General features: G+C 41.6%; 14 protein-coding genes and 1 pseudogene. 1 reads left to right on the top strand and 14 read right to left on the bottom strand.

Translation table 11 applies throughout. The features are described 5' to 3' along the window. The 11 genes and pseudogenes from G586_RS0106605 to G586_RS0106550 form a co-directional block, all read right to left on the bottom strand. Positions 1–456 (bottom strand): hypothetical protein, encoded by a 456-nt coding sequence (locus G586_RS0106605; protein WP_026527123.1) that lies wholly within the window; start codon positions 454–456, stop codon positions 1–3. Next, on the bottom strand, positions 453–1,001 hold the full coding sequence (locus tag G586_RS0106600; protein ID WP_026527122.1) for an RNA polymerase sigma factor: 549 nt from the start codon (positions 999–1,001) through the stop codon (positions 453–455). Before G586_RS0106600 ends, G586_RS0106605 begins: the two co-directional genes overlap by 4 nt. A 227-nt stretch (positions 1,002–1,228) precedes the next feature. Then, entirely contained in the window at positions 1,229–2,026 is a 798-nt protein-coding gene (locus tag G586_RS0106590) for a response regulator (RefSeq protein WP_026527121.1), read from the bottom strand. A 10-nt stretch (positions 2,027–2,036) separates the two neighbouring features. Continuing rightward, a complete protein-coding gene (locus G586_RS0106585; RefSeq protein WP_026527120.1) occupies positions 2,037–3,056 on the bottom strand; it encodes a response regulator in 1,020 nt (339 codons plus the stop codon). Beyond that, positions 3,034–3,696: pseudogene (locus G586_RS0106580) on the bottom strand (EAL domain-containing protein); the annotation flags it as partial. The pseudogene G586_RS0106580 and the gene G586_RS0106585, both read right to left, overlap by 23 nt. Positions 3,697–3,714: 18 nt before the next feature. Further along, positions 3,715–4,971 carry a hypothetical protein gene (locus G586_RS0106575; protein WP_026527118.1) on the bottom strand — a complete coding sequence of 419 codons (1,257 nt, stop codon included), beginning with the start codon at positions 4,969–4,971 and terminating at the stop codon, positions 3,715–3,717. Between the two features lie 3 nt (positions 4,972–4,974). Beyond that, complete coding sequence (locus G586_RS0106570) at positions 4,975–7,650, bottom strand: DegV family protein (RefSeq protein ID WP_051204614.1); 2,676 nt, start codon at positions 7,648–7,650, stop codon at positions 4,975–4,977. Positions 7,651–7,667: 17 nt separating this feature from the next. Then, the gene (locus tag G586_RS0106565; RefSeq protein ID WP_026527116.1) at positions 7,668–10,211 is read right to left on the bottom strand and encodes a hybrid sensor histidine kinase/response regulator; all 2,544 of its coding nucleotides are present in this window, start codon (positions 10,209–10,211) and stop codon (positions 7,668–7,670) included. Positions 10,212–10,580: 369 nt separating this feature from the next. Then, positions 10,581–12,203, bottom strand: coding sequence for a chaperonin GroEL (gene groL, locus G586_RS0106560; RefSeq protein ID WP_026527115.1), 1,623 nt, complete (start codon positions 12,201–12,203; stop codon positions 10,581–10,583). Positions 12,204–12,408: 205 nt separating this feature from the next. Further along, positions 12,409–12,693, bottom strand: a complete 285-nt coding sequence (locus G586_RS0106555; protein WP_022763119.1) for a co-chaperone GroES — start codon at positions 12,691–12,693, stop codon at positions 12,409–12,411. A 146-nt stretch (positions 12,694–12,839) separates the two neighbouring features. Next, entirely contained in the window at positions 12,840–13,733 is an 894-nt protein-coding gene (locus G586_RS0106550; RefSeq protein WP_026527114.1) for a metallophosphoesterase family protein, read from the bottom strand. Between the two features lie 123 nt (positions 13,734–13,856). Here G586_RS0106550 and G586_RS0106545 point away from each other — a divergent pair, with 123 nt between their 5' ends. Beyond that, positions 13,857–14,156, top strand: coding sequence for a hypothetical protein (locus G586_RS0106545; RefSeq protein WP_026527113.1), 300 nt, complete (start codon positions 13,857–13,859; stop codon positions 14,154–14,156). A 90-nt stretch (positions 14,157–14,246) separates the two neighbouring features. On the opposite strand, the gene G586_RS0106540 is transcribed toward G586_RS0106545, so the two are convergent. The 3 genes from G586_RS0106540 to ppdK form a co-directional block, all read right to left on the bottom strand. Then, positions 14,247–16,658 carry a glycoside hydrolase family 3 protein gene (locus tag G586_RS0106540; RefSeq protein ID WP_026527112.1) on the bottom strand — a complete coding sequence of 804 codons (2,412 nt, stop codon included), beginning with the start codon at positions 16,656–16,658 and terminating at the stop codon, positions 14,247–14,249. 218 nt (positions 16,659–16,876) lie between these two features. Further along, positions 16,877–18,352: a hypothetical protein gene (locus tag G586_RS24710; protein ID WP_155834040.1), complete on the bottom strand. Its 1,476-nt coding sequence runs from the start codon at positions 18,350–18,352 to the stop codon at positions 16,877–16,879. A 236-nt stretch (positions 18,353–18,588) separates the two neighbouring features. Continuing rightward, on the bottom strand, positions 18,589–21,225 hold the full coding sequence (ppdK, locus tag G586_RS0106530; RefSeq protein WP_026527110.1) for a pyruvate, phosphate dikinase: 2,637 nt from the start codon (positions 21,223–21,225) through the stop codon (positions 18,589–18,591). Between the last annotated feature and the right edge of the window lie 65 nt (positions 21,226–21,290).

Raw genomic sequence — 21,290 nt, 5'->3', positions numbered from 1 at the left:
TTAATCCTCCATATTCTTTCCAAAGCCTGCTGATGCCATAGAGTCACTTATCACATGGTTTCCGAGAAATGTCGCTACGATATTGGTATCCGTGCTTCTCTCTGTCCTCAGAGACTCAGTTGCTTCCCTGATTTGCCTTCCATTTTCTGAATTCATAGCCATAGGAGCTACAACCATAAATAGAATCGCGGCGGCCATCGCCATACAAACCTGAAAACGAAACCTGGCAAACTGCTTCTTTTTCTCATCAAACGAAACTATCTCTCCCTGCCTCTGTTCTTCAAAACGTGGATCTGCATCTCTAAAATCTACGCTGTTATAAATAGTTTTGCTTTCTATTCTGTCCAAGATGCCTTTTTCAAAGCCCGGAGGAGCCTGCAGTAGTCCGGAAGCTTCGGTGTCGCTTATAAGTTTTTCAAGCTCATCATCACTTAGATATTCAAATTTATCATTCATGCTTCCAACCACTCCTTCCTATAATTTTTCTTGAGCATCTCTTTTGCCCTATATATACGCGTCTGGATGGTTTTTAGATTATCGCCGTTTTCTTCGGCAATCTCTCTTGCGGTCTGGCCTCTTATAAAATGTTTTATCGCCACATCGCTGTAACCCTCCGGAAGGTCTTCACAGCATTTGGTAAAACTGTTTAGCACATCTGACGTCTCATAAATGTCAGCAGGATCCGCTCCTGCAGAACTACTGACGGTTGATACACTTCCCATAACAGGTTGTGGCATTTCATCATCTGCCGTGGGAAGAGTTCTTGCAGCTGCGCTTCTTAAATAATCGGTACATTTATTCGCCGCTATGCGGCAGAGCCAGGCTTTTTCATTAGTTCCATCAAACCCATCTATATGCATATATGCTGAGAGGAATGTCTCCTGGGCTATGTCCTCCGCGGTAAAATAGTCACCGGTCATTCGAAGACATATGGAAAAAATGAGATTTTTATACTCATCCATCCAGCGTATTAAGTTTTCTTTGGCCTCCGTTTTTTCCACTTAGTTGTCTCCGTTTTTTGTTTTTTTACCGCTCTCATTTAATATAACGCGAGAGAGAAATAAAAGTCTTCAAATAAAATAAAAAAACCACAAAAAATTTTTGTGGTTTAGAAAAGCCCCCTCATCCGTCAGCTTCACTGACACCTGTCTCCGCTCCGCTTCGGTCCGCGCAAAGCAATCGTCCCCCGGACGATTTGCGCCCCCAAGGGGGAAGGCTATAAGCATAGTTACTTAGCATTAGCCTTCTGGATTGCGAAGTACTGATCCAGTTTTTCGCGAAGGGCATCCTTGCCTATGGATTTAAGGATGTAGTCAGTGGGGTTTAGCTTCATGGCTGTCATTACGCTCTCACGGCTCTTTTGCCCTGTGAGGAACATGATTGGCAGCTCATCTGTTTCAGTATCACTCTTTAGCATCTCAAAAATCTGAGGGCCGGTGGTTATTGGCATCTGGTAATCAAGAAGGACAAGATCCGCCTGGTTGGCTGTAAGCCAGCGGATAGCCTTGATACCGGTGTTGGCCATGACAACCTGATATGAATCCTTGAGCCAGTCTCTGATCATCTGCATATATGCCACGTCATCATCAACTATAAGAATTACCTTTCTGGTCTTTTGTTCCATCATCTGACTGAACTGATCCGTGACGGTATCAAGAAGTTTTTTCATAACGAGCGGACGCTCAAACCAGGCTGTTATGCATTTCCCGGGAATAGTCTTAATCGCCTCATTGTATTCTTCCTGTTTGCCGATCAAAATGAGGTTCTTTTCCTTTTCCATGCAGAGGTCCTTGAGAAACACAAGAAATGACGGGTTATCACCAACTGTTTCATCCATATAATAGATGATCAGTTCGCAATTATTGGTACTGTTCTGGAGCTTCTTCATGTCAATGGGTATATATTTACTTGGGCAGCCGATTTCAGCAAGCTTCATTTCCATTCCATGAACTGAAAATGTCTCTTGCGCACTTATTATGACTACGCTTTCCTTCCCGGACTTTTCCTTATCTTTATCCATGGTCATAGGAACCTCCTCAGTTCTCATCAGCTAATTTACGGATTCCATCAAAGTCAAGTTCTATAAGGTGCTTTTTAATCTTCTGCATTTTATCCAATGCTTTGGGCTTAAGTGCCCTTTTCATTAGTGAATCAACTATTGATTCCAATATTCCATATTCCTCGGCAATAGCAAATTCCCTTATTGCCATCATTGCATCCTCAAATTCTTCATCCGTGATAGGTTCTTTTTCATCATCATTTTCATGATGTAAAAAGATATCCGCATGACGTTTGCACTCTTCAATAAAGGATGCATGTTCACGTTTTATGTAGTCGATGTCTTTATCGTTGCCGGCTTTTTCCATCTCTGCTGCCTTCTTTGATAAAGTCATCGCACCGATTATCCTGGAAGTGCTTTTTAATCCGTGAGCTTTTATTGTGTAATTTTCTATGTCACCGGACTCAAAACAGTTTTCCAATATTCTTATATTATTTTGTATGTGCCGCTCGAAAATTTCAACCGATGAAAGATATGCCTCTGCGGATCCACAATTGTTTATGCCCTCATTTTCTTGTATCAGAGGCTCATCCTTGATCCAGGACGGTATTTTTTCAAGCTCTGAATTAAGGAACTCATTGTTTGCCTCGTTATTCAGATCAGTGCCCTTATTTTGCTCTATGGCCCCAGAGCCGCCTGAGTTATCAAGTATCTGACAGACTCTTGATAAAAGCACATCAGCCTTCACAGGTTTTTTTATATAATCGGAAACACCCAGTTCACGTCCCTTTTCTTCACTTTCCTTAGTATCATCGGAAGTAAGGAAAATGAAGGGGACCTTACCAGCTGTCTTTGATTCTATGATTTCTTTAAGTTCATAACCGGACATTTCAGGCATCTTCAGATCCGAGATAACCATATCCGGTGAATTATTTGTAAAAAGCTCTACAGCCTCGCTGCCGGAAGAAGCAAGAATTGTTTCATAATGGTCCTTAAGCGCCCGATCAGCGATCTTGAGCATCATTGGCTCATCATCAACTATCAGTATCTTTCTCACTTCGCACCTCCTCGACTGCTTCCTTGTTTGCACGGAAGTATTCTCCCTGCATAAGGTTGCATCCCATCATGGAAAGCATATTCATTGTGGCTTCGTCATTTACATCTGAAACAACTACCGAAAGCGGAATGTTTTCCAACATCTGAATTGTTCCCCTAAGCAAAGCTTTTCCACTTTCGGAAGAAGCTTCATCAATAAGGCTATGATCCAGCCTGACCGAGCTTATTGGAAACTCTATCAGATGTTTGATATTTGTGTAACCGTTACCATATCCATCCAGTGCAAGTTTATATCCCTGAAGTGAAAGCTTTTTTATATTGTCATCAAATCCCTCACTCATATTATCGTACGCTGTATCCGTTATTGCAAAACAAATCTGATCCGGATGGACTTTATACTTACCTCTCAGATTCCATATCCTGTCAGTGAGGTTCTTCTGCATGCCAAGCATATCCGATAATCCAAGCACAATGTACTTATACCCATTGGCATTAAGGTTTCCTTTTCCTACATAGGCAAAGACCTGCTCCATGACATATTCTTCAAGGAGCATATTGGTTCCTCTTGCTTTTAAGACTCTTGCTAAAATATCTCCACTTATCTCTCCAAAAATCTCATCGTTTATCTTTACATATGCCTCAGCAAATACAAATTTATTTTAAGTAACGGACCATACCGGGCGGTAGCTTACTTCAAGCTTCTGAGCATCTATTGCTCTGTTAAGTATTTCTTCTAGCCTTGTTTCTATCTGATATTCTCTAAGCCCTATTATCTGTGGTGCATGATAATATATTTTTTCATTATCATATCTGATAAAAGTATGGCAAAAGCGGAAAAGCTCTTCTGTGTTATCAATATCTTCAGGGAATTTTATTGATATGACTTTTAAGTCTACTCTTACCCCTGTAGCTGATATATTGCCACTTTTCTTTCTTACCATCTCTCTGATGCTATTTATAGCCTGTACCGGATTATAGTCAATGTCTTCGAGGATCAGGTAAAAAAATCCAGGTGTTCTGAAATACAAATCGTAGTACAGCTTCTCACTTTTTGCATAAGCTGCTATTGCCCTCTCCATTGAATGAATATATTCAAAGAAGGTGTTTTCTCCAATATATCTCAATAGATCAGCCGCATTATTTATATGCGCAATGATAACCTGCACCTGCTGACCTGTTATCTGGATTTTGCCCATCTCCTCCCTAAATGCAAAATAGCCGGGAAGCTTGGTATTCATGTCCATCTGCCTTTCAGGCTTCTGAACAAAGAGGACAACAAACAGTAACGTCATGCTTGTGAAAAAGCACTCCACAAGATATCTTGAGTCAAAATACTGAATTATAACACCAACAATATTGAGGACATACATACTGGCAATTGAGAGCGTCTCTGACAGATAAAGGAGTTTTCTTCGCATAAACAGATAGATCATTCCAAATACCATGTAGAAGGATGCCAGCCCATAAACTACGAGTATGTATGGTCCACGTTCATATCCTACTGCTGAGTTTACGGTAAAAACCGCCCCGGTCCTCTCATTAAAGATGAGCATCGCAAGAGTTCCTAAATAAGGAAGTAGTATCAATAGCTTTGCCCAAAAGGATTTTATCAGGTACCAGGTTCTTGTAACCGAGAACAGATAGAACGTATAAACAACATTAAGTCCGCTTCTCGCGGGAAAATAAATGTAATTTATAATCGCGATCAGCTTTACCTGCATCTCGGTAAGCGGAAATGAGGTGGCAACAAGATTCCCCAAAAGGTCACTTACAGAAGCTGTAAACGCTGTGCAGATAATAATAAGCAGCAGCTTATTAGACCTTCCTTTGGTCATCTTCTTTGACACCGTAGCTATAACCAAAATTATGAAAATAGGAATGGATGAAATTTGATAATAAAGTATATTTTCACTCATGCACTATTTCCTCGCAAATATCAATCCAAAACTCCCTATTCCGCAGTTTATTGCAATAGAGGGCGATGCCTTCTGAATATATACCCTGTCAAAGCCGATAAATCTACTGACTTCATCTCTGATTTTTTCTGCCTCAGACAGCTTGATTCCCGCATAGGTAATAAACAGTATCGACTTGTCAATATCGGAAGGATTCCTAAAAAGTGACTGTATGTACTTTGGCTTTATTCTTTCGATACCTCCGGCCCAAAGTCTGTAAACCTTCATATAGGAATTTCTTGTAATAAGGACAGGATGGAACATAAGCGCATTGCACAACTTATTGATGAAGCTTGAAAGATGACCGCTTCTATATAAATAATCAGTCGTGCTTATAACAAAGCTTGTTTTTATCTTCTCCTGCTTTTTCAAAAGCTCACGAACTATCATCTCCGGATCATACTGACCACTTTCCGCCAGCTCTTTTGCATAAAGAACCAACAATCCTGTTCCGCTTGAAAGCTGTCCCGAATCAAATACCTTTACGTTGTAAAATGCAAGGGCTGCTTCACATGCGTTTTCATAGCCCTTACTAATATGCTTTCCCATTGAGATATGAATGATATGCTGAGCATATGTAAGCTGTTCGGAGAAAAAGTTTTCATATTCCTGAACCGTTGGCTCTTCACTTCCCGCAACAACAGAGCCATCTTCAAGAGATCTTATAATAGCTGAATTGCCCGTCTCTATACCGTCATAAAAGACGCCTTCATTCATTCGAACCTTATAAGGGACGATGGGGATATTGAGCTTTGATAATAATTCTGCCGGTAAATCTGCAGTGCTGTCAGTTGTGATAAGAATTGGAATCTTCGTCCTCATTTCCCTGATAATGGTTTCCGGCTCAAAGTTTTCGTCCACATTATCTATTACTGTAACAAGGTTTTCAGGTAAAAGCTTTAAAACTGTCCGTTCAAGTTCTGAGGAATCAATCGGCTTAACAAGATATTCATCAAAGCCCTCTCTCCTATACAGAGCCTGGTTCTCACTTCCTGCATTTGCTGTAAGAGCTACTACCGGCGCATCCTTGCACAATCCACCTGCCTGATCGCGAAGCGCATGGAGACACTCGATTCCATCCATCCCTGGCATCAGATGATCCATAAAGATCATGTTGTATCTGTTTTGAAGTGTCATATTAAGGCACTTTGAAGCGTTCTCTGCTGTATCTATTATAACTTTAGTTTCCTTCAGAAGCTTTTTAACTACCAGAAGGTTAGTCGCATTATCATCAACTACAAGGATTCTCGCCTCAGGAGCCTCAAAGCTCCTATTATATTTGGGTTTATCCAGAGCCTGACCTAGCTTTCGCATTCCAAACTCACCCATCATTTTTTCGTCGGCTATTTCCTGCTCAAGTGAAACCACAAAGGTAGAGCCTTTAGTATATACGCTGTTAACAGATATTGTTCCGCCAAGAAGGTCAACAAGCTGTTTTACTATAGAAAGCCCAAGCCCTGTTCCTTCAATATATCTGTTCTTTTCATTGTCCTCTCTTCTGAAGGCATCAAACAGATGAGGAATACTCTCTTTTCTGATTCCTATTCCAGTATCTTCAACAGAATATGTAACTATAGCTTTACCTGCATCTGTTTTAACGCAGTGCACAGAGAGACTGATACTGCCTTCCTTCGTGTACTTTACAGCATTATTAAGAAGGTTTAGCAGAATCTGCTTAATTCTGACCTCATCCGAAAAAAGCTGGGACGGCATGCTTGGATCAACATAAACACTGAACTTAAGCCCTTTTTCATCAGCCTTTATCCATGTCATATTAACTATCTCGGAGAGCATTTTTCCGACATCATACTGGACCTTCACTATTTCCATTTTTCCGGATTCCATCTTGGACATATCCAGAATGTCATTTATAAGAGATAGAAGGATTTTGGAAGCAGATTGAATATTCGCAGCATTTTCGGCAACATCCTCGCTGACATCCGCCCTTAATATCATCTCATTTAGTCCGATTATTGTGTTTATGGGAGTCCTGATTTCATGGCTCATGCTTGAGAAAAAGCGGCTCTGGGCTCTGTTCATTTCCTCGATTTTCTTTGCCTGCAGTTTAGCCTTTTCACTCTCCTCAACATATAGCCTGTACTGTGTGCGCACCATATAATAAACAGAAAAGCCTACAAGTAATATTGAAACTCCTGAATCAAGATACCATCCAAAACGTTCATGACTTACGATAAGTTCCGGAACAAAAAATGATGCTATATACAGTGCAAAAATAAGAATTGTAAGGAGTGTCATCATTACTATTCTGAACGTCCCCACAAGGATAATACCTATGTAAAGGTAAGCGAACACAAACCATATAACACCGCCGCCTGTGAGGCCTCCGCCGAAGCAGAACACTAATGGCACCACAAAACCTACCACTAAGACGGACATGATAGATGCACCAAGCTGAATTCTATTTTTCTTAACAGCCAAATATGTAATCAAGGGTGCAACTAAAACTGTAACAAGGAGCGCACTAATCTCGCCCATATTTTCATGAAGGAAAATATCTGCAATAAGTGCTAGTATAAGTGAAAACATTCCGATAATCGTAAGCAATATAAAAATCTTAGCTCTCACGCTTTCTCCGGAATCCACTATTCTCCTGAAAAAAGTTTGTACCTTTTTTCTCATAGAGCGCTCCCTTCCCATTACTGTTCCAGCAGCTTGGCTATAGTTTCCATAAGCTTTCTATACTGAATTACTAAAATCGAGTGATTATCTTCTATTGCTTTTTCATCCCCGTTTTTAGCAGCATCCTCCAGGAACTTTGCCTTTTCGGAAAGGTCAAAAGCTCCTATTAACTTTGACGTACTCTTAATACCATGTACTCTGATCTCATAATTCTTATAATCTTTTGCAGTATAGTACCCCTCTATCTCCTCCAGCTTGCTATCCCTTTTATCCGCATAATCAAGGAGGAGTTCTTCGTAGAATGCTTTATCTCCACCGCAATAATCCAATCCGTATTCAGTATCCACACCTAAATCCTGTAGTTCCTCAAAAGGATTTTGAGATTTCTTGGATTCTGTCGGTTTTATTTCAGGTGCCATCAAATTACTTATCTGAGTAATCTGTTCCACATCTTCTGTAGTCAGGGTATTGTCAGAAGATTCCTTATTATCTTCAATCGTTTTTGAGTTTACGACCATATAGTTTTTGAGAACATGTTTAAGTACCCGTTCAAGCTCCTCCATTTCGATTGGCTTAGGTACAAATCCGTCAAAGCCCTCGGATATAAACATATCTTTTGCAGAGCTGATGGCGTTTGCGGTAAGTGCAACCATGATAATCTCTTTGCCGGCTCTTGCCGCATTTTGTTTGATTATATGCATCGCTTCCACCCCATCCATGCCGGGCATCATATGATCCATAAAAACAATGTTGAAGTCGTATTGCTCGCAAAGCTTTATTGCTTCCTCGCCTCCTGATGCTGTAGTTATATTCATCTTGTAGGCGCCAAATATCTCTCTGGCTACTATCAAATTCATATGCTCATCATCAACAACAAGAGCTTTTACACCAGGGAAAGTAAGTATTTCTTTAGTTTCTGATCTTTCATCCACAAAAGAATGGTTAAGGAAGTTGGCAATCTGATTTCCATAAAAAGGTTTGTGAATAAGAGTAATGCCAAGTCCCGTATCGGTGTCATAGTATTTTTCAGCGATAACCGCAACATTCATGTGCCGTGAAAGCATGTCGATATAATCCTTGTTTTCGCGGTATTCTCCGGTTCCAACAAAAAGATGTGTTATTTTGGTTGAATCAAGAAGCTTTGATAACTCTTTTTTTGACTGTGCCCGATAAAATGTCACTGAAAGTCCCACAGTAATATGCGAGATCATATCCATGTAATACTCGCGTATCTTCGGATGATCCGTAGAAGTAAAGCCAATGAATCCGGCAACTATGCACTTTTCATGATCAGCAACATGTATACTCGGCCTGTTTTTCTCAACCTTCTGAGGAATACTTACCTTCACTGATGTTCCCTCTCCAGGCACACTTTCTATGGTAAGTACACCTCCCATTGCTTTTGTAAGACCATTTACTATCGGAATACCAAGTCCAAGGCCTCCCATGATTCGATTTCTACCGCTGTCAACCTGATAGAATTTTTCATAGATGTTATCAATTTCATCCTCTGTCATTCCGACTCCGGTGTCCTTTATCTCAATGACGAGATTGATTCCATACTCTCTTTCTATCGGGTATAGGCGCATATATACTCCGCCTTCTTTTGTAAATTTAAAGCCGTTTCTTATAAGATGCCAAAGCACCTTTTTTATTTTGTTTTCATCTCCAATAAGAACAGCAGGCACGGCCGGATCAATGTCTACTATCAGGTCAAGATCAAAGTCTTCCAAAAGGTATAGCTTCGCCAAAAGATCATTGATAAGTGAACTTATCATGTAGGATTCATTATTGGCCACTACCTTCTTCATATCTATTTCCGTGAAATCAAGAATATCACTGATTTGCTCGGATACTCTATGTCCGGCTGCAGATATAGACTTTATTTTATTCATATCCTGTTCCGGCAGGTTCTCCTTTTGCAGCACATAAGACAACCCTATAACTGCACTTATGGGTGTTCTTACTTCGTGAGAAACATTAGCCAGGAAATTGTTTGCTCTTTCATTTTCTTCAGAAAGTGCACCTATTTTCTCAATATATTTCTTTTCAGTATTAGCCCAGGCCTTGATAATGCGATCCACTAAGAATGCACTTGCAGGCACAAGCATAAAAACAATCAGGCATCTTAAAACGCTATCAGAGTCGAGATCGAGCCCTCTTGACTTATTTACGATTATCAAATGAAATATCAGTCCAAGAAATGAAACAAGAATTCCATACCAGATAAGAATTCGTTCTTTGGTAAAAGCAAAGAGAAAAATCATTATGACAAGTACAACACCGCAATCATATATAGTTCTGATTTTCATGCAGTAGTAAAATACCAGAAACATGGCGTATATGCCGCAGCAGTATAACTGCATACGTTGAGGTAGCTGGTTGGATATAAAAAGTCCCCAGCAGATTGCCGTCCCGAATATTACTACCGGTATCATCCAGATTTCCCAAGACAGCAGAATAATCAGTATAACAATAATAGCCGCCATAATGGTAGTCGCCATAATGAGACTTAGATAAACTACTTTTTTAAGTTCGTTATCTATCCTGCTATTCTCCACTCGTTTCCCCCTTATGCACAGAAATCCCTGCATTATAAATATTTTAAGTGTAGAGGAACGAAAAAACCATAAACTATGTATTAAATATCGTATCAAAAGTATAAACTGGAGGGAGGTGGGGATGTTGACTCTTCGAGGTACAGACTCGGAAAGATGTTCTATCGCTCAGACTCGGAAACGCTTACGCGTTCCCTCGTTACCGTTGGTTCTCATATATCCACTCCGTTAAATAAGAAATAGCGCGTCTGCGACGCTTTTGAAAAAAAGGACAGCTTATTTCGAGCAAGCTCGATAAGCTGTCCTTTTTATTTTCAAGTGCTACGCACTCTATTTCTTATTTAACTCCAGGGATGCATTCATCCCTATCGCTTACATCATTCCCATGCCGGGGTTGCCAGCGGGCATCGGAGGTACGGGTTCCTTAACTGTAGCAACAGCAGCCTCTGTTGTGAGGAAGCTTGATGCAACAGATGTAGCATTCTGAAGAGCGCTTCTTGTAACCTTGGCAGGATCAATGATACCATCCTTAACCATGTCAACATACTGCTCTGAGTAAGCATTGAAGCCGATTCCCTGCTTAGACTCCTTAACCTTGTTAACAATTACAGATCCGTCGAGACCGGCATTGTTAGCGATGTGGTAAAGAGGTGCCTCAAGTGCCTTAAGAACTACCTTAGCACCTGTCTTCTCATCACCCTCAAGAGTATCAGCAAGCTTTGCAACTTCCTTAGAAGCGTGGATATATGCACTACCACCACCGAAGATGATACCTTCCTCAACTGCTGCTCTTGTAGCATTGAGAGCATCCTCCATGCGGTACTTAGCTTCCTTCATCTCTGTCTCTGTAGCAGCACCAACTCTGATAACTGCAACACCGCCAGCGAGCTTAGCAAGTCTCTCCTGAAGCTTCTCTCTATCGAAATCAGATGTTGTATCCTCGATCTGCTTCTTGATCTGAGCGATTCTAGCCTGGATCTCTTTCTTGTTGCCAAGACCATCAACGATAGTGGTCTTCTCCTTCTCAACCTTGATGCTCTTAGCACGTCCAAGGTCATCCATTGTTGTATCCTTAAGCTCAAGACCGAGGTCAGCGCTGATAACCTTACCACCTGTAAGGATTGCGATATCCTCGAGCATAGCCTTTCTTCTGTCACCATAGCCAGGTGCCTTAACAGCTACTACGTTGAATGTGCCGCGAAGCTTATTTACGATAAGAGTTGTAAGAGCCTCACCGTCTACATCCTCAGCAATGATAAGGAGCTTAGAGCCAGTCTTAACGATCTGCTCAAGAAGAGGAAGGATATCCTGAATGTTAGAAATCTTCTTATCTGTGATAAGGATGAAAGGATCATCAAGGTTAGCTTCCATCTTGTCCATATCTGTAGCCATGTAAGCTGAGATATAGCCACGATCAAACTGCATACCCTCTACAAGATCAAGCTCTGTGAGCATTGTCTTGGACTCCTCAATGGTGATAACACCATCGTTAGAAACCTTCTCCATAGCATCAGCGATCATCTGGCCAACTTCATCATCACCTGATGAAACTGCAGCAACTCTCATGATCTGATCCTTGCCCTTAACCTTTGTAGCCATCTTGCTGATAGATGCAACAGCTGCATCTGTAGCCTTCTTCATACCTTTTCTAAGAACGATCGGGTTAGCACCTGCAGCAAGGTTCTTAACACCTTCATTGATCATAGCCTGTGCAAGAACTGTAGCTGTTGTTGTACCATCACCTGCTACATCGTTAGTCTTTGTAGCAACTTCCTTAACAAGCTGAGCGCCCATGTTCTCATAAGCATCCTCAAGCTCGATCTCTTTTGCGATTGTAACACCGTCGTTTGTGATTGTAGGTGCACCATAGCTCTTATCAAGAACTACGTTTCTACCCTTAGGTCCGATTGTTACTCTAACTGTATCTGCAAGCTTATTAACGCCTTCTACCATAGCTGTGCGGGCGTCAGCGCCGTACTTAATTGTCTTTGCCATTTTAAATTGCCTCCGTTTGATTTTTCTTACCCCTCATCCGCCCTTCGGGCACCTTCTCCCCAGGGAGAAGGCTAAGATGAGATTTTCACTACCTTCTTTATATTTAGAAGGCTAAGATGAGTTTTTCTCTACCTTCTTTATATTGAGAAGGCTAAGATGAGTTTTTCTCTACCTTCTTTATATTGAGAAGGCTAAGATGAGAATATTATTTAATTATAGCGAGAATATCGTTCTGCTTAACGATGATGTAGGTTACGTCATCAAGCTTAACCTCTGTTCCGGCATACTTGGAATAGATAACGTTGTCACCCTTCTTAACCTGCATCTTTACTTCTTTACCATCAACAACTCCACCGGGTCCTACTGCGATAACCTCAGCCTGCTGGGGCTTCTCCTTCTCTGCACCGGGAAGAACGATTCCTGACTTAGTTGTCTCCTCAGCCTCAAGTGCCTTAAGTACGACTCTGTCTGCAAGTGGTTCTAACTTCATTTTAATTGCCTCCTTATATCTTCATTGATATTATTGACTTTTTATTGTTAGCACTCTTTTGTTATGAGTGCTAATCATCAAGGAATATATTACCACACACAGAGAAAAATGCAATACCTAAAGCGCATGTATCTTTGTATTCGTAATCAGTTATTCTTTGGTCTTGGAATATCTTTGCCTGAAAGGTCTAAATAATTTTCCTTAAGAGCTTCAGCCCAATACTGCTCCGGAATGGTCGGCCATCTAACAATGCCTCTGTCCTCTTCACAGAGCTTCATTGCCTGAAGAAGAATTGCCTCACTTAAATCAACGCCTGTTCTTATGGTATGCATGGTAACGGCAGCCCACGCAGGTGCAAACTCCATAAGCCCACTTGTCGTGAACTCCTTTAAAATTGCATGTCTGTCATATTTTACCTGTACCAGTTCCTCTTCCCAACCTGATTTTCCACTGTGGATAATCGCAAACTCGGCATAGCAGTTTTTATTTCTCGGAAGTCCTAATGCTCCCGGATTTACTGCTCTTTTTCCTCTATATAAAAAGCTCTCCTGCACATGGGTATGGGCATGCAAAAGCACATTTGTCTTAATCTTGTTAAGGGTTCTTTTTGTATTTCTTTTATCTCCAAACAGTAGGTCAGAAACGCCGGTCGGTGATCCGTGGCAATACTCAAAGCCTGAAACTCCCTTTGGATTCCATATACCATAAATAGGCAGCTCTTCAAAAAGCTTTAAGTCTTTTTCCGTAAGCTGCTCGTAAGTATATAGAAGAGATCCGCTTCCCGAGCCCTTCATCCAACCGTTTTCACCTGCTTTTTTATAATTGAGCATGTATTCTTCACGGTTTCCGCGCACTGTAAAGCAATTGAAATATTGTCTTAGAACGTATATCAGCTCCATGGTTTTTTTCACGCCGGGACAGTCAGAAATAAAGTCGCCAAGCAGAGCATAATTTGTTATGCCCTTCCCCATACAATAATCGACACATGCCTGAAATGCTATGTCATTTCCGTGTATATCTCCAAATACTGCTATATCCAACAACTTCTCCCATCTATATTTAAGTTTTTATATTTTTATTATAAGTAGTTAATAGTCAAAAAAAATCCGCTGTGCGAAAATGTATTCAAAGGTTGATAACATATCTTTGAATGGAGGATTACTATGGCAAGCAATCGTGAAGATCTGATCCGTTCTCTCGCAGGCGTTATGGGCATGAGTGGTGAAGCAAAAAAGAAGGATTCGCATTATGATCCTTCAACCGGAACACTATACTGCGGAAGCAAACTCTTTTCTCAAAATGACATAGCAGAAGCAAAGAAATTCTGCGAATCAAATATGAAAAAAATGGCGAGTATAGGTGATAATGCTGCGATGTACTATGAGATTGCAGCGTGCGCCGTTGAACTTCTTGAGCAGGATAGCGTCAAGAATGGCGGAAAAGTCGTCGTGAAGGATGAATGAGTCCTTTATTCCAGCAAAAATCCATCGGTATACCTTTCCCCTGTCCGGGAAGGTATACCGATTTTTTCATGCATATTTCAAAAAGAAATATCAGTCAATTCTTAAGATCAGTCTAAGAATATTCTTAGCTGCTTTGTTAAGCTCGTCACGGGTAATGGCACCCTTTTCAAGTGCAGCGAGTATTCTTTCAGGGAAACCGCAGCCCATCTTCATATCATTACCGGCTGCTGTTTCTTTATAATGTTCGCCGAAAGTCCACCAGTCTGTGGTAACCATTCCGTCAAAGCCCCACTCCCCGCGAAGTATTCCATTGAGGAGATCCTCATTTTCAGAAGCCCTTCTTCCATTAATTATGTTATAGGATGTCATGATGCTCCATGGATGTGCTTCTTTTACAGCTATTTCAAAGCCCTTTAAATAAATCTCGCGAATTGCTCTCTCTGAAGCTCTTGAATCGCTGTTTTTACGGTTGGTTTCTTTGTTATTAAGTGCAAAATGCTTGGCGGTAGCTGCCACATTGTTGCTCTGTATTCCACGTATCATGCCTGCAGCCATTTTTCCTGTAAGAAGCGGGTCCTCGGAATAGTACTCGAAATTTCTGCCGCAAAGGGGTGATCTGTGAATATTCATTGCAGGCGTGAGCCATACTCCGATGTTGTTTTCTTTAACCTCTTCACCTCCTGCAATTCCAACCTGCTCTGTAACCTCCGGATCCCATGTGCATGCAAGCAGTGTAGCACAAGGAAAAGCGGTTGTTTTAACAGCAGCCTCAGGCTTAATTCGAAGGCCTGCAGGTCCGTCAGCAGTCATAACATTAGGAATTCCAAATTCATCGTTATTACCATAACCAAAGGTGTTGGCAACACCCCTGTTCGGCTGTCCACCAAGAAGCCATGCTATGTCTTCATCAGAAAGTGCTTTTACAAAATCATCAAGCAGCATCTTACCATCGAAAACATCAATAAGCTGTGGCTTCTCAGAAGGCTTAAAGCAACATCTGTGACCTTCAGCGCGCACCTTAGGAGTAGGAAGCTCTGTATCATCCATCGGCATATCCTTCAGCGCATTTTCATTATATTTAGATGAATCACCCTGAGGAAGCATCTCATATGAGCCATCAGCAAGAAGTCTCTTCTGAAGGAGTGCAGGTGCCATTTTCTCTGTAAGCTGAAGCACTACCTTATCTTCGTCCTGAACATACTCTGTATCAACTTTTTTTGATGATCTTACATCTGTTCCAACGTAGAATTTATATTTACCCTTTTCAAGGACATAAGCCGACTTCTTTACTTTACCAAGATCGTCATAGGATGCCATGTCATCTACTGAAAACTCAATAATTACCTTCTGTGACTGACCAGGTTGGAGCTTAGCAGTTTTCTTAAAGCCTATCAGTGTGCGCTCAGGTTTTCCAAGCTTACCCTGGGGTGCTCCAAAGTATACCTGAACAACCTCTTTTCCGGCATAGCTACCAACATTTGTCACGTTGACACGGACAGTAACCTTACCCTTATCTTCACTGACCTTGATGTGGTTCAAGTTAAACTGAGTATAGGAAAGTCCGTAGCCGAAGGGATATATTACCTTCTTAGCAGCGTCCTTAATTGTCTCAAAATATCTATAGCCTACATAAACATCCTCTTCATATTCCACGTAATCATCTGAATCATGGAAATGAGCTGTTCCGGGATAGTCTCCAAGGTTGCCGGCGAAGGTATCAGCCAGTTTTCCTGATGGATTGCCAATTCCGCAAAGAAGCTCAGCGGCAGCAAGTCCGCCCTCCATTCCGCCCTGCCATGCAATAAGCGCAGAATCAATCTTATCGTTATTCTTTATCCAAGAAACATCGAACATTCCGCCAATGTTGAGAACGATTATGGTGTGCTCAAAGGACTCGCTTATGGTCTTAACAAGAGCCTCCTCTGCCTTTGACAAATAGAAGTCTCCTCTTTCAAAAAGACTGTCTGTGACATCTACAAGATCCTGCACTACATCCTTGTGCTTCCTTCCGTCGTCGTTATCAGCCTTTCTATCCCAACCCTCTCCTGAGTATCTGCTAATGGAGATAATGGCTGTGTCAGTGAAGGCCTTAGCCTTACTTAGAAGCTCGGCAGGAACCTCGGGCTCTGCTATAAGTCCCGGCTGCTTTCCTTCCTTATAAAGAGCATTCACATAATCCTCATAGAAGAAAACAGAATCCTCAAAAAGGCTAACCTGTCGTTCAAGTGCCTTTAACCCCTCTGCCAGGTTCGTGATATAAGGGACGGTAACATCACCTGATCCGCCGCCGCCCTTTACGTAGTCGATGGTTGCCTTTCCAAAAAGTGCAACCTTCTTGCCGCGGCTAAGAGGAAGTGTATTCTTATCATTTTTAATAAGAACCATTCCTTCCTTGGCAGCATTTCTCGAAATTTCTATATGCTCTTTTGATGCTGTAACTCTTGTGCCATCCTCCTTTAACGGAAGATTAGGATGGTAATTTACACGTGTCCATTTATTCATTTGTAACCCTCCAATTCTCTATAACCCTTATGCGTCAGCTTTGCTGACACCTTCCCAAAAGGGAAAGGCCCTATTTAATATCCATTTATGAAATCTAAATAAGGTCCGATACCAAATATTATATCAGATATCGGACCTTATAATTCTTAATATTGCGCTGTTATTAAGTCATATCATCTTTTTATTTTAGGGCATTTATTCATGGTATTTCTACAGTTTTAATCAAGAGAAATCGGTATCTCATCTGTCCAGCTAAGGTATGGATCCTGTGTTTGCGCAACGGCCTTTGCAATAATATCCTTATCAATTTTAAGATCTACCGTCATTTCTGTATCCGGAGTAATAATTGTAAGAGGCTTGCTCAAATCCATAATAAATGGTGTAGCCAGAACCTTGATTTCTCCGTTCACTTTGCCATCTGTTTGTAACTCAACTGTGTTAGTTTTTGCATCATAATGAGCTTTAATTACACCTTCATTCACATCAAAGTCAGCAGATAACCAGTAAAAAGCTGTATCATCTCTTCCTGGAGCTCTTGTAGATAAATCCCATACAAAAGTTTCCGGAAATGCAGAACGCAAATATTGGCTGACATAGTTCACCGCATTACAATCAATATCATAATCCAGCTCCATTTTAAGGTCGTTAGCAACATAATCCAGTAATGCTGAGTTGAATTCATCATCATCGCCATATGACAAATTGGATATATCCGGCTCGTATCCTATAGACTCATAGAGGTCAAGGAATTTGTGTACCCAGTCTTCCTTTATAGCTCTCTTTGCGAATAATTCAGGGTAAGAGAGCACAACAGAATCACCGCCATTGTCCACAAAATCATTGTAGTTATGTCCTTCCGGTACATGCACCAGAATACGGTGGGGATATTTACAACCATACTTTTTACTATAGCTGTTTAAAACTGCTTCGTATTCCGCACCTCTTATGGATCTGATGGCATCTTCGGAATAAAAATCGCGAATCCCAACTTGAATCTCGAAGGGAAGATTCGATGTATTTAAGAGGCTAACCCCATTAGGATGTCCTGATGACATATTAACTGCAGCAAATCTGTCAGCCATCCTTGGTGCTATGGCATATACCCCATCACCTCCGGCTGAAAAGCCTAAAAGGTAAACCTTATTAGGCTCAGCCCTTTTTAGTAAGTACATATCCTCTATCAAACGATCATACATTGCATAGGATTCATCCAGAAAATGCGTATTCCAGACATCCTCAATACCTCTTACCGCAACATAGATTCCACTCTTAACTGATCTTTTGTAATAATCCGCCATTTCTAACCATTGCTCATTATTAATCTCTGCCGGGCCTCCACCGCCGCCATGAAGAGCAATGTAGAGTGGATAATTACCATATTCATCAGGATCTCCAATTACCTCCATGATATAGTGCATCTCGTGGTTACCCATCCTAATAGTGCAGACATCCCTGGTTTGGGTAATTATTTCATCATTCTCCTCATCATAGATATCAATATCCATTGCTACCGGAGTAACCTCTCGTATTCTGTCAGGGTCTTTAAAAGCTTTTGCACGCAATTCATTAAATGCTTGGCAAATCTCATAAATGCCCTCATCTGAAGCATCTGATATATTTGCTTTTACTGTTATTGCATTCTGATTGATGTAACTGATTATAATTATTACTGCAAGGATTATTGTCATTGCCATGGAAAAAACAGCTTTGTTGCTTGATAACTTTATTAAATTTCTTTGTTGTTTGCCTCTCATAACCAATCCCCTCATAAAAAACTAATGGTTAATATCGTACCAGTAAAATGATACATCAGCTATATTGAAAAAATGATTAAATAAAAATAAATTATTGTATCAAAAAAGCGACAAAAAAAAGACTGCACACTATGAAAGTGTGCAGTCCAATAATTTAACCGGCAAATGCCAATTTATTATTTATTTGCGATAGCTGCCTGAGCTGCTGCAAGTCTAGCAACAGGTACACGGAAAGGTGAGCATGATACATAGTCAAGGCCAATCTTGTGGCAGAACTCAACTGATGAAGGATCTCCACCGTGCTCTCCGCAGATACCAACATGAAGGTTAGGATTAACGGGCTTACCAAGCTTAAGTGACATATCCATAAGCTTACCAACACCTGTCTGGTCAAGCTTAGCGAAAGGATCGTTCTCGAAGATCTTCTCATCATAGTAAGCGTTAAGGAACTTACCAGCATCATCACGAGAGAATCCAAATGTCATCTGTGTAAGGTCGTTTGTACCGAAGCAGAAGAAATCAGCCTCTGCAGCGATCTCGTCAGCTGTAAGAGCAGCTCTCGGGATCTCGATCATTGTACCAACCTCATACTCAAGCTTAGCGCCAGCAGCTGCGATCTCAGCATCAGCTGTCTCAACAACTACCTTCTTAACGAACTTAAGCTCTTTAACTTCACATACAAGAGGAATCATGATCTCAGGCTTAACGTTCCAATCAGCATGCTCCTTCTGAACCTCAAGAGCAGCACGGATAACAGCCTTAGTCTGCATCTTAGCAATTTCAGGATATGTAACTGCAAGACGGCATCCTCTGTGACCCATCATAGGGTTGAACTCGTGAAGAGAAGCGATGATAGCCTTGATATCTTCTACGCTCTTGCCCTGTGCATCAGCAAGCTTCTTGATCTCGTCCTCAGTTGTAGGAACGAACTCGTGAAGCGGAGGATCAAGGAATCTGATTGTTACAGGACATCCCTCAAGTGCCTCATAGAGCTGCTTGAAGTCGTTCTGCTGATAAGGAAGGATCTTCTCAAGTGCAGCTTCTCTCTCCTCTACTGTATCAGAGCAGATCATCTCACGGAATGCAGCAATTCTGTCTTCCTCGAAGAACATGTGCTCTGTACGGCAAAGGCCGATACCCTCAGCACCAAGCTCGCGAGCCTTCTTAGCATCAGCGGGTGTATCAGCGTTTGTACGAACCTTAAGCTTTCTGAACTGATCAGCCCAATCCATGATACGGCCGAACTCACCAGCGATCTGAGCGTCAACAGTCTTGATAACGCCATCATAGATGTTACCTGTTGTACCGTCGATAGAGATGAAGTCTCCCTCGTGGAACTCTTTACCAGCAAGTGTGAACTTCTTGTTCTCCTCGTCCATGTTGATGTCGCCACATCCGGAAACGCAGCACTCACCCATACCACGAGCAACAACGGCAGCGTGTGATGTCATACCACCACGAACTGTAAGGATACCCTGAGCAGCCTTCATACCTGTAATATCTTCAGGTGATGTCTCAAGACGAACAAGGATAACCTTCTCACCTCTCTCAGCCCATGCTACAGCATCATCAGCTGTGAACACGATCTTACCGCAAGCAGCTCCAGGTGAAGCACCAAGACCCTTACCCATAGGAGTAGAAGCCTTAAGAGCAGCAGCGTCAAACTGAGGATGAAGAAGTGTATCAAGGTTACGAGGATCGATCATTGCTACAGCTTCTTCAGGAGTCTTGTGTCCCTCATCAACAAGGTCACAAGCGATCTTAAGAGCAGCAGGAGCTGTTCTCTTACCGTTACGGCACTGAAGCATGTAAAGCTTCTTGTTCTCAACTGTGAACTCCATATCCTGCATATCGTGATAGTGGTTCTCAAGAGTATCACAAACCTTGATGAACTCAGCATATGCTTCAGGGAATTCCTTCTCCATCTGAGCGATCGGCATAGGTGTACGAACACCAGCAACTACGTCCTCACCCTGAGCGTTGATAAGGAACTCACCCATAAGTTTATTCTCACCTGTTGCAGGGTCACGTGTGAATGCAACACCTGTACCAGACTCGTTATTAAGGTTACCGAATACCATAGGCATTACGTTAACAGCTGTTCCCCAAGAATAAGGGATATCGTTGTCACGACGGTAAACGTTAGCACGAGGGTTATCCCATGAACGGAATACAGCCTCGATAGCAAGCTTAAGCTGCTCTACAGGATCTGAAGGGAAATCAGAACCGAGCTGGTTCTTATACTCAGCCTTGAACTGCTCAGCAAGCTCCTTAAGATCAGCTGCTGTAAGATCTACGTCAAACTTAACACCCTTCTGCTCCTTCATCTTGTCGATGAGCTGCTCGAAGTACTTCTTACCAACTTCCATAACAACGTCAGAGAACATCTGGATGAAACGACGATATGAGTCATATACGAAACGCTCGAATGCAGGATCAGGATTGCCCTTGATCATTGCTGCAACAACCTCGTCATTAAGACCAAGGTTAAGAATTGTATCCATCATACCAGGCATAGATGCACGAGCACCTGAACGAACTGATACAAGAAGGGGATTCTGAAGATCACCGAACTTCTTGCCGTTGATCTCTTCCATCTTCTTAACGCCTTCCATAGCCTGAGCCATGATCTCGTCATTGATCTTACGACCATCTTCATAGTACTGTGTGCAAGCTTCTGTAGAAATTGTGAAGCCCTGAGGTACAGGAAGACCGATTGATGTCATCTCAGCGAGGTTAGCGCCCTTACCACCAAGAAGGTTTCTCATGGTCATGTCGCCTTCGCTAAACATGTAAACGTATTTTTTCGCCATTTCACTACCTTTCTTACCGATTATTCGATTCGGTAAAACCCTTTCCATTAAATGTTACTATTTTT

This window comes from Butyrivibrio sp. VCD2006 (assembly GCF_000423925.1).
Taxonomy (GTDB): Bacteria; Bacillota; Clostridia; order Lachnospirales; family Lachnospiraceae; genus Butyrivibrio.
The sequence above is the reverse complement of the archived record's forward strand: the minus strand, read 5'-3'. Positions and strand labels throughout refer to the sequence as shown.

Excerpts from the sequence above, each read along its gene's own strand:
- G586_RS0106605 (WP_026527123.1), bottom strand. The coding sequence starts at position 456 with ATGAATGATAAATTTGAATATCTAAGTGATGATGAGCTTGAAAAACTT.
- G586_RS0106590 (WP_026527121.1), bottom strand. The coding sequence starts at position 2,026 with ATGACCATGGATAAAGATAAGGAAAAGTCCGGGAAGGAAAGCGTAGTC.
- G586_RS0106575 (WP_026527118.1), bottom strand. The coding sequence starts at position 4,971 with ATGAGTGAAAATATACTTTATTATCAAATTTCATCCATTCCTATTTTC.
- G586_RS0106570 (WP_051204614.1), bottom strand. The coding sequence starts at position 7,650 with ATGAGAAAAAAGGTACAAACTTTTTTCAGGAGAATAGTGGATTCCGGA.
- groL (WP_026527115.1), bottom strand. The coding sequence starts at position 12,203 with ATGGCAAAGACAATTAAGTACGGCGCTGACGCCCGCACAGCTATGGTA.
- G586_RS0106555 (WP_022763119.1), bottom strand. The coding sequence starts at position 12,693 with ATGAAGTTAGAACCACTTGCAGACAGAGTCGTACTTAAGGCACTTGAG.
- G586_RS0106545 (WP_026527113.1), top strand. The coding sequence starts at position 13,857 with ATGGCAAGCAATCGTGAAGATCTGATCCGTTCTCTCGCAGGCGTTATG.
- G586_RS0106540 (WP_026527112.1), bottom strand. The coding sequence starts at position 16,658 with ATGAATAAATGGACACGTGTAAATTACCATCCTAATCTTCCGTTAAAG.
- G586_RS24710 (WP_155834040.1), bottom strand. The coding sequence starts at position 18,352 with ATGGCAATGACAATAATCCTTGCAGTAATAATTATAATCAGTTACATC.
- ppdK (WP_026527110.1), bottom strand. The coding sequence starts at position 21,225 with ATGGCGAAAAAATACGTTTACATGTTTAGCGAAGGCGACATGACCATG.